Origin of the sequence: Methylobacterium sp. Leaf118 (assembly GCF_920984675.1) — a bacterium.
GTDB lineage: Bacteria > Pseudomonadota > Alphaproteobacteria > Rhizobiales > Beijerinckiaceae > Methylobacterium.
Window position 1 is genome coordinate 99,778 of sequence record NZ_CAKLBV010000009.1, and the last position, 8,763, is coordinate 108,540.

Sequence of the window (8,763 nt, forward strand, 5' to 3'; positions counted from 1 at the left end):
GGCGAGGACCCGCGGGCTCCGGTCACGGAAGGCTCGTCCGAGCCTCCCGTGCGGTGATGGGCCGGAGACGGCCCATCCTTGTCTTACTTGAGCTCGACCTTGGCGCCGGCCTTCTCGAGCTGGGCCTTGAGCTTCTCGGCCTCGTCCTTGGTCGCGCCTTCCTTGACGGGCTTGGGCGCTCCCTCGACGAGGTCCTTGGCCTCCTTGAGGCCGAGGCCGGTGATCGCGCGGACCTCCTTGATGACCTCGATCTTCTTGTCGCCGGCGCCGGCGAGCACGACCGTGAACTCGGTCTGCTCCTCGACGGGGGCGGCAGCGGCGCCACCACCGGCCGGGCCAGCGACGGCGACGGCGGCCGCAGCGGAGACGCCCCACTTCTCCTCGAGGAGCTTGGCGAGCTCGGCGGCCTCGAGAACGGTCAGCGAGGAGAGGTCCTCGACGATCTTGGCGAGATCAGCCATGTGCGTGTTCCTTCAGGTATATCGGTTTGAACGAATGGTTTTGCGAGGGGATGAAACGGCTCAGGCCGCCTCGTCCTTCGTGGCATAGGCCCCGAACACGCGGGCGAGCTTGGCCGCCGGCGCGTTGACAACCTGGGCGATCTTGGTCGCGGGAGCCTGGATGAGGCCCACGAGCTTGCCGCGCAGTTCGTCGAGGGACGGGAGCGAGGCGAGGGCCTTCACGCCGTCCGGGTTCAGGGCTGTCGTTCCCATGGCGCCGCCGAGAATCACGAGCTTGTCGTTCGTCTTGGCGAAATCCACCGCAACCTTGGCGGCCGCGACCGGGTCGCTCGAATAGGCGAGCAGGGTCGGGCCCTTCAGGAGGGGCTTGATGGAGGCGACGTCCGTGCCATCGAGAGCGATGCTGGCGAGCCGGTTCTTGGCGACCTTCACGGTGGCGCCGGCCTGCTTCATCTGCGAGCGCAGCTTCTGCATGTCGGCGACCGTGAGGCCCTTGTAGTGGGCCACGACGACCACGGCGTTCTTGGAGAACACGCCGTTGAGCGTCGAGACGAGATCAGCTTTAGCTGTCCTGTCCACTGGTGCTCTCTCCGGTTGGCGGAACCTGAGGCAGGTCCGCCGGTTGCACATGCCGCCCGGAACGGAAGCCGGCTGGGAAGCCGGGTCCGTCGCTTGGGCGACGTCTCACGGCCCTGTCCCCTTGAAGCGCCCGGGGGCCCCTCGCAGGTGAGATTGGTTCAAACCGATGCCCCTCCCCGGTGCCTGGCGGCCCCGAAGCGAGGATTGAGAAAATTCGGTCTTCCCCGTCTGTGCAGGCTGTCGCCGATTAAGCCGGTTGCCCGGCGCCTGCAGTCTCGGACAGGACATGGCCGGAAACGGCTCTCGAAGCGGCTGCCCGCCCCGAAATCCTTCCGGCCATCACCGTTCGGTCGCCCGAACGGCATCTCGCGTGGAAACCGACCGATCGGCCGATCCCTTGATCCGTGGGTGAATGGTTAGGAGGGGGGTCTATAGCGGCGTGCAAGCCGCCTGCCAAGTCCCGACCCGCGACTTTTCCGTCGCAGGCAAGCGGCTTGCATGGCTGCGGCATCGCTTCGCTTTCCCGGGTCGTGACGAGAGGAGTACCCTCCCCGATGCCGCCCGCCACCGTCGCCATCGTCATCGCCACGCCGAGCGGCCTGCGGCATCTTGCCAGCCCGTCGGAGCGGGCCGCGGCCGGCCCGGCGGAGGCGATCCTGCGGGCCCTGGGCACGGAGGTGCGCGGCGCGAGCTTCTGGGTGCAATGCGCCGATCCGGCCGCCCGGGCGCGGCTGACGAGCTATCTGTGGGACGTGAAGGCGGAGGTGCTGGCCGAGGGGCTGGCGGAGGGACGGTCGCCCTGATCCTCGGGCCGCTGGCCCCTCCCCCTGCACCGTCCCCAGCCTCAAGGCCTCACGCCGCCTCCCGCTCCGGATTGAACCGCCGCCGGGCGTTCTCCCACCAGCTGCGCGCGCGCGCGGCCTCCTGTTCGGCGGCCTTGGCGGCGTAGAACGAGGCGTTGTGCTCGCCGCGCAAAGCCTCGCGGGTGAAGCGGATCAGGTGGTGGGCGACGAAGCCCATGTTGAACACCGCCTCGATCTGCCCCTTGCGGAGCGCATGGCCCGCCGCCCGCCAGAACGGCAGGCGGTAATCCGAGAACAGCCCCACCCGGGTGATGATGTTGAAGCCGAGGATCAGGCCGCGGCGGAGGTTGGTGACCGTGAGCTTGCCCGCGGTCGGCGTGACGATGCGGTTGCCGTAGGTCACGTCGCACTGGTGCTTGAAGCGCTCGAACAGATGCTCCGGCGCGTAGGCGTGGGCGATGGCCCGGCGCCAGCTCGCCACCACCGTGTCGTGGGGCCGCTTGAACAGCACGTTCGATTCGAGGCTCGCGTCGTGCAGCAGCCGGCCCTCGCGCGCGAGCCGGTCCCAAAGCGGCGTCTTCGGCAGCGCCTGGAGCAGGTTGATCGTCAGCACCGGAATCGCCGAGCGGTCGATGAAGTCGATTAGGTTCTGCTCCGACTGGTCGCTGTCGGAATCGAGCCCGAGGATGATGCCGGAGGTCACCTCCAGCCCGTAGGAATTCAGCGTCTCGATCGCCTCGTACATCGGCACGGCGGCGTTGTGGGTCTTGTCGATCCCCTTGAGCGCCTCCGCCTCCGGCGTCTCGATGCCGACGAACACGGTCATGAAGTTGGCCTGCCGCATCAGCTCGAGGATCTCGGGCTGCTTGGCCATGTTCAGGGTCGCCTCGCAGGCGAACTGGAGCGGGTAGTTGTTCCGCTTCTGCCATTCCACCAGATGCGGCAGCATCTCGCGGGTGGCCTTGCGGTTGGCGATGAAGTTGTCGTCGACGAAGTAGACCACCGCCGGATGGCCCGGCTGGCTGATGATCGCGTCGAGCTCGCCGCACATCTGCTCCGGCGATTTGAGCCGCGGCTGGCGCCCGTAGAGCTGCGGAATGTCGCAGAACTCGCAGCGATAGGGGCAGCCCGACGAGAATTGCAGGGAGCCGATCAGGTAGCGCTTGAGCGGCACCGCCTCGTAGGCGGGCGCCGGGAAGTCGGAGAGCGCCAGCCGATCCTTGGTGTCGAGGACCACCTGGCTGTCGGGCCGCGACAGGTCGCGGTCGAGGATCTCGATGAGGCGGTCGGTGGCGTCGCCGATCTCGCCGACATGCAGGTAGTCGAAATCCGGGTATTTCTCCGGGGCCCCGGAGACGGAGGGGCCGCCGAGCACCGCGACCTTGCCGGCGGCATGCGCCCGCCGGCCGATGTCGTGGATCTGGCCCTCCTGGATGTGCATCCCCGACACGAACACCGCATCGGCCCAGGCGAAGTCTTCGCGGGTGGCCGGCTTGATGTTCTCGTCGATGAAGCGGCTCTCCCAGGTCTCGGGCATGTAGGCCGCGATGACGAGGAGACCCTGGGGCGGCATGAAGGCCTTCACGCCGCCCATGAGCGGGTAAGCGTGTGAGAACGTCCCGAAGGACGGCGTGTAGGCGGGGAAGACGCACAGGATGCGCCGGTGGGACGAGATGGGAAGGGTGCAACGCATGGCGATCACTCTAGCACAGCCGCGGGGCTTGGCGTCCCCCCTCGCACGTCACGTTGCGGTGCGACGTGATGTGTCCGCGAAGAGGGAAAACGACGCCGCCTCGCATTCCAGGGGCACGTCGATCGTGCAGCGCAGCCCATCGGGTTCGAAGGCGAGTCGCACCTCGCCGTCGAGTTCCCGCGCGATGCCGCCGGTGATGAGGCGGCTGCCGAAGCCCCGGCGCCGGGGCGGCGCCACCGGCGGTCCGCCGGATTCGCGCCACTCGATGCGCAGCCGCCGGGCGCCCGACTCGCCCCGGCTCACCCCCCAGGCGACGCTGACGCGGCCCTCGTCGGTGGAGAGGGCGCCGTATTTGGCCGCGTTGGTGGTGAGCTCGTGGGCGGTCATGCCGAGCGCCAGCACGTAGCGCGGCGGCAGATCCACCTCCTCGCCCGTGAGGATGACGTGGTCGGCGCCCGCGCGGTAGGGCGACAGCTCGTTCTCCAAGACCTGCCGCAGGGGTGCGCGGGTCCAGTCGCGACGGGTGAGCAGGTCATGGGTCTTGGAGAGCGCGACGATGCGGTTCTCCAGCTGCACCACCTGCTCCTCGCCGCCGCGGGACTGGCGGGCCAGGGACTGCACCGTGGCGAGGGTGTTCTTCACCCGGTGGTTCAGCTCGTGCAGCATGGTGACCTGCTGCTCCTGGAGCGCCTGGCTGCGGGAGAGCTCGGCCTTCAGGCTCTCCTCGTGGCGCTGGAGGTCGGCGGCCATCCGGTCGAAGGCGCGGCCGAGCTGGCCGAACTCGGAGGTGCCGGTCAGCCCCGAGCGGACGCCGAGATCGCCGGCGCTCCAGGCCCGCGCCGCGTCCAGAAGCTGGCGGACGGGGCCGCGGATGAAGCGCCGTCCGCCCCAGAGCGCCGCCAGCACGGCGATGAGGGTTCCGATCGCGATCAGCACCGCGCCGCGCTGCGTCGCCGCGTCGATATCGGCGAAGGCGAGGTCGCGGCTCAGGCCCACCGCCACGGTGATGCCGTCGAGGGCGCCTTCCGGCCGCACCACGCCGGTGATGCGCATGACCCCACGCAGGCCTGGCGTCTCCGCGACCCCGCCGCCCTCGAGGGTGCGTTCGAGCCCGGCGGCGAAGCCCGCCGGAACCGGGCGCCCGAGCCAGGCGGCCGAATCGGGCAGGCGCACCAGCACGGTGCCGTTGCGGTCCGTCACGGTGATGGTCGCGTCGCGGGGCAGGCCGGCCTGGCCGAGGCGGCGGCCGAGCCATTCCGGATCGTAGCCGAGATTGATCAACCCGTTGATGGCGCCGGACGCGTCGTGCAGCGGATGGGCGAACTGGATCGTGGGCTGGCCGGTGCCGCGGCCGATCACGTATTCGCCGATGGCCGAACTGCCGGTCGCCATCGCCCGCTTGAAGTAGCCCCGGTCGGCCAGGGAATAGGCCCCGGGGGCGGCCCCGCGGCTGTTGCAGACGAGGCTGCCGTCCCGATCGGTCACGACGATGATCCGAGCCCCGGTGATCCGCTCGGCGACGGCAGCGAGGAAGGTGCCGCAGGCGCGGGCGTCCCGGTTCTGGATGGCGGGTTCCTCGGCCAGGATGTCGAGGGTCTGGCGGGCGCCGTCGGCGAAGTCGTTGAGGTCGGCGGCGATCCCTTGCGCGCCCCGTAGGGCCGCGGCCCGCACCGCATCGGTGCGGGAGGCGCGCAGGGCCTGCTCGTTGTAGATTTGGACGGCCACGGCCGGGGCGAGCGCCAGCAGCACGAGCAGCAGGATCCGGCCCGTCAGCGTCACGGTTCGCCCCGCGCCTCTGGCCCCAAGCCGAGCGTGACGGCCCCTCTCATCGCGGGTCGCTCCGCCGGTCGACCGGCGACCGTCCCGAATGGGGCCGAGGCCCCGGGCCTATGGGTTAGCAAATCGCGGGCGCGTGGCAACCGCGGCCTGCATCCGAAACGGAAAGGGGCGCCCGGCCTCTCGGCAGGGCGCCCCCATTCTGGACGATCCGGCGCGCGGATCGATCAGGCGGTGAGCACGGTCGAGGGCTCGACCTTCACGCCCGGGCCCATCGTCGAGGTGACGGCGATGCGCTGGATGTAGGTGCCCTTCGCGCCCGTCGGCTTGGCCTTGGCGACCGCGTCGGCGAAGGCCTTGATGTTCTCGACGAGCTTCTGCTCGTCGAAGGACACCTTGCCGATGCCGGCATGGATGATGCCGGCCTTCTCGACGCGGAACTCGACGGCGCCGCCCTTGGCGGCGGCGACCGCACCCTTCACGTCCATGGTGACGGTGCCGACCTTCGGGTTCGGCATCAGGCCGCGCGGGCCCAGCACCTTGCCGAGACGGCCGACGAGCGGCATCAGGTCCGGGGTCGCGATGCAGCGGTCGAACTCGATCTTGCCGCCCTGGACGATCTCCAGGAGGTCTTCGGCGCCGACGATGTCGGCACCCGCCGCCTTGGCGTCGTCCGCCTTGGCGCCGCGGGCGAACACCGCCACGCGGACCGTCCGGCCGGAGCCGTTCGGCAGATTGCAGACGCCGCGGACCATCTGGTCGGCGTGGCGCGGGTCGACGCCGAGATTCATCGAGATCTCGACGGTCTCGTCGAACTTGGCGTTGGCCTTGGCCTTCACCAGCTTGATCGCCTCGTCGATGCCGTAGAGCTTGGTCGGCTCCAGACCCTCGCGGGCGGCGCGGATGCGCTTTCCTTCGCGTGCCATGATGCCCTCCCCTTACGCGACGACTTCGAGGCCCATGGCTCGCGCGGAGCCACGGATCATCGCGACGGCCGATTCGACGCTGTCGCAGTTGAGGTCGGGCATCTTCTTCTCGGCGATCTCGCGAAGCTGCGCCTCGGTGATCTTGCCGACGGTCGGGCCCTTGCCCGGGGTCTTGGAGCCGGAGGCCGGCTTCTTGCCGATCTTCAGGCCGACCGCCTTCTTGAGGAAGAAGGTGACCGGGGGCTGCTTCATCTCGAAGGTGAAGGAGCGGTCCTGATACGCGGTGATGATCACCGGGATCGGGGTGCCCTTCTCCATCTGCGCGGTCTTCGCGTTGAAGGCCTTGCAGAATTCCATGATGTTGAGGCCGCGCTGACCGAGCGCGGGGCCGATCGGCGGCGACGGATTGGCGGCGCCGGCCGGGACCTGAAGCTTCACGTAGCCCGTGATCTTCTTCGCCATGGGACTGCTCCCAAGTGTTGCGCGTCCCCGCGCTGCCTAGGCACGGTCGGACGGGCGGTTGCAGGTCGCGGTGCGATCCGTCGATCCCGGGGGCGAAGCCGGGCGGATCTCCCGCGGAGGGGGCCCCGCTTTGGGCGGGGGCTCATCCGGCAGAGCCGGATTTCGGAGCGAGTACCACAGTCGGAGCCACCAACCGTGACGCTCGGGAAAGTCTCGCAGGCTCATCCGGCCCGTGAAAAGGCGCCAGAAAAAGGCGCCCACACACCAAAGGAACGCGCCGGCCACGGCGAGATGGACGGCGGCCCCTCCGTACAGGCTGTACTGGGACGCGGCCGTCCCGAGGGTCACGGCGTCAGGCCTTCTCGACCTGCGCGTATTCGAGCTCGACCGGGGTGGCGCGGCCGAAGATCGAGACCGCGACCTTGAGGCGGGAGCGGGCCTCGTCGATTTCCTCGACGGTGCCGTTGAAGCTCGCGAAGGGGCCGTCGGCGACGCGCACCGTCTCGCCGATCTCGAAGGAGACCGTGTGCTTGGGACGCTCGACGCCCTCCTGCACCTGGCCCTTGATCCGCTCGGCCTCGGCGTCCGGGATCGGCACGGGCTTGGCCTTGTCGGCGCCGAGGAAGCCGGTGACCTTCGGGGTGTTCTTGATGAGGTGGTAGACCTCGTCGGTCAGGTCGCACTTCACCAGCACGTAGCCGGGAAAGAACTTGCGTTCGGCCTCGACCTTGCGGCCGCGGCGCACCTCGGTGACCTTTTCGGTCGGGACCATGACCTCGTCGAAGAGTTCGGTCAGCCCGCGCTGGGCCGCCTGATCCTTGATGGACTGGGCGACCTTATTCTCGAAGTTCGAGTAGGCGTGGACGATGTACCAGCGCTTCGACACGGGTCTTCTCAACTCCTCGGCGTCCGGGGGACGACCGTCAAATTCAGGCGCCCGGATTTCAGGCGCCGATGCCCAGGATCAGGCCGACGCCGACGCGCAGCACCTGATCGACGGCGACGAAGAACAGGCTCGCGACCACGACCATGATGAACACCATCACGGTGGTGATGGTGGTCTCCTTGCGGCTCGGCCACGTGACCTTGCGGCCCTCGTCGCGGACCTCGCCGAAGAACTCCACCGGACCGGTGCGCTTGGGCGCGGGACGCGCGGGCGGCACCGGGCGCTGGGGCGCCGCGGGCGGCGTCCCGCGGGCGGCTCCGCGCGCCGCTTCGGCTTTCTTGGTCGCTTCGTTCGATGCCATGGCGCAACTGAGACCGGGAAAAGCTCCGGGAACCGTCGATCGCGGTGCGCGGACTTTTCAGCCCAGCACCGACGGTGTCTGACGATCTCGGAATGGGCCCGCTCTAGCGCAAGTGCTGCGGCTTGTCGATGGGCCGTGTTCGGTGGGAAAGGAAGCGCCCGTGGCAGGAGTGGAGGGACTCGAACCCCCAACCCCCGGTTTTGGAGACCGGTGCTCTGACCAGTTGAGCTACACTCCTACGGCGCCTCGGGCGCGGCTCGCGTCATGCCGCAAGCCGCGCGCGGACGCAAGTCCGCTCGTGACACGGTCCAGGGTCTCGAATCCGGTTTCACGGGGTTGGCGTTGATTCTGATGACCGCCGTCGGCGCTGCCGGGCCTGGAGCCGAACAGAGACGCCGTCGGAGAGGGCATGGCGGACGTCCCGAGCGTCTCGACCGCGCCCCAGCCCGGGAAACGAGGGCGATCCCGATCGAAGCGGGTGCGGGCCGCGGAGCGGCGGGCGGACCCTCGCGGGTTTCCTGGGCCCGTGGCGCGGGATGCCTGCCGCGAGATGCGCATGAGCGTGGGGACACGCTCAGGGGCCTGCTGTCGTCCGGATTCTGGCGATGAAAAGAAAGGGGCCGGCGCGAAGCCGGCCCCTTCCAATCCTGAACGGGAAGGCGCGCGCGGAGCCGCGCGCCCGATCCCCCACGATCAGTCGTTGATGGCGGCGACGACGCCGGCACCGACGGTGCGTCCGCCCTCGCGGATGGCGAAGCGCAGCTTCTCTTCCATGGCCACCGGCACGATCAGCACGACGTCCATGGTCACGTTGTC

General features: G+C 69.3%; 9 protein-coding genes, 1 tRNA gene and 1 pseudogene. 1 reads left to right on the top strand and 10 read right to left on the bottom strand.

Annotated features, from left to right (window positions below):
- Window positions 1-83: 83 nt before the first annotated feature.
- Together rplL and rplJ are read right to left on the bottom strand one after the other, a co-directional pair.
- Window positions 84-461, bottom strand: coding sequence for a 50S ribosomal protein L7/L12 (gene rplL, locus LW587_RS06290; RefSeq protein WP_056237544.1), 378 nt, complete (start codon window positions 459-461; stop codon window positions 84-86).
- A 60-nt stretch (window positions 462-521) separates the two neighbouring features.
- Window positions 522-1,040 carry a 50S ribosomal protein L10 gene (gene rplJ / locus LW587_RS06295; protein ID WP_232628737.1) on the bottom strand — a complete coding sequence of 173 codons (519 nt, stop codon included), beginning with the start codon at window positions 1,038-1,040 and terminating at the stop codon, window positions 522-524.
- Window positions 1,041-1,594: 554 nt separating this feature from the next.
- Here rplJ and LW587_RS06300 point away from each other — a divergent pair.
- On the top strand, window positions 1,595-1,843 hold the full coding sequence (locus tag LW587_RS06300) for a hypothetical protein (protein ID WP_232628738.1): 249 nt from the start codon (window positions 1,595-1,597) through the stop codon (window positions 1,841-1,843).
- A 49-nt stretch (window positions 1,844-1,892) separates the two neighbouring features.
- On the opposite strand, the gene LW587_RS06305 is transcribed toward LW587_RS06300, so the two are convergent.
- From LW587_RS06305 to tuf, 8 genes and pseudogenes are all read right to left on the bottom strand, one after another.
- Window positions 1,893-3,536 carry a B12-binding domain-containing radical SAM protein gene (locus LW587_RS06305; protein WP_232628739.1) on the bottom strand — a complete coding sequence of 548 codons (1,644 nt, stop codon included), beginning with the start codon at window positions 3,534-3,536 and terminating at the stop codon, window positions 1,893-1,895.
- 48 nt (window positions 3,537-3,584) lie between these two features.
- Entirely contained in the window at window positions 3,585-5,315 is a 1,731-nt protein-coding gene (locus LW587_RS06310) for a sensor histidine kinase (protein WP_232628740.1), read from the bottom strand.
- 224 nt (window positions 5,316-5,539) lie between these two features.
- Window positions 5,540-6,238 (bottom strand): 50S ribosomal protein L1, encoded by a 699-nt coding sequence (rplA, locus tag LW587_RS06315; protein WP_232628741.1) that lies wholly within the window; start codon window positions 6,236-6,238, stop codon window positions 5,540-5,542.
- 12 nt (window positions 6,239-6,250) lie between these two features.
- A complete protein-coding gene (rplK, locus tag LW587_RS06320) occupies window positions 6,251-6,700 on the bottom strand; it encodes a 50S ribosomal protein L11 (RefSeq protein ID WP_232628742.1) in 450 nt (149 codons plus the stop codon).
- 352 nt (window positions 6,701-7,052) lie between these two features.
- Entirely contained in the window at window positions 7,053-7,586 is a 534-nt protein-coding gene (gene nusG, locus LW587_RS06325) for a transcription termination/antitermination protein NusG (RefSeq protein WP_183569066.1), read from the bottom strand.
- A gap of 58 nt (window positions 7,587-7,644) precedes the next feature.
- The gene (gene secE, locus LW587_RS06330) at window positions 7,645-7,947 is read right to left on the bottom strand and encodes a preprotein translocase subunit SecE (RefSeq protein WP_232628743.1); all 303 of its coding nucleotides are present in this window, start codon (window positions 7,945-7,947) and stop codon (window positions 7,645-7,647) included.
- Window positions 7,948-8,108: 161 nt separating this feature from the next.
- Window positions 8,109-8,185: transfer RNA gene (locus tag LW587_RS06335), tRNA-Trp, on the bottom strand.
- Between the two features lie 455 nt (window positions 8,186-8,640).
- A pseudogene (gene tuf / locus LW587_RS06340) lies at window positions 8,641-8,763 on the bottom strand (elongation factor Tu); the annotation flags it as partial.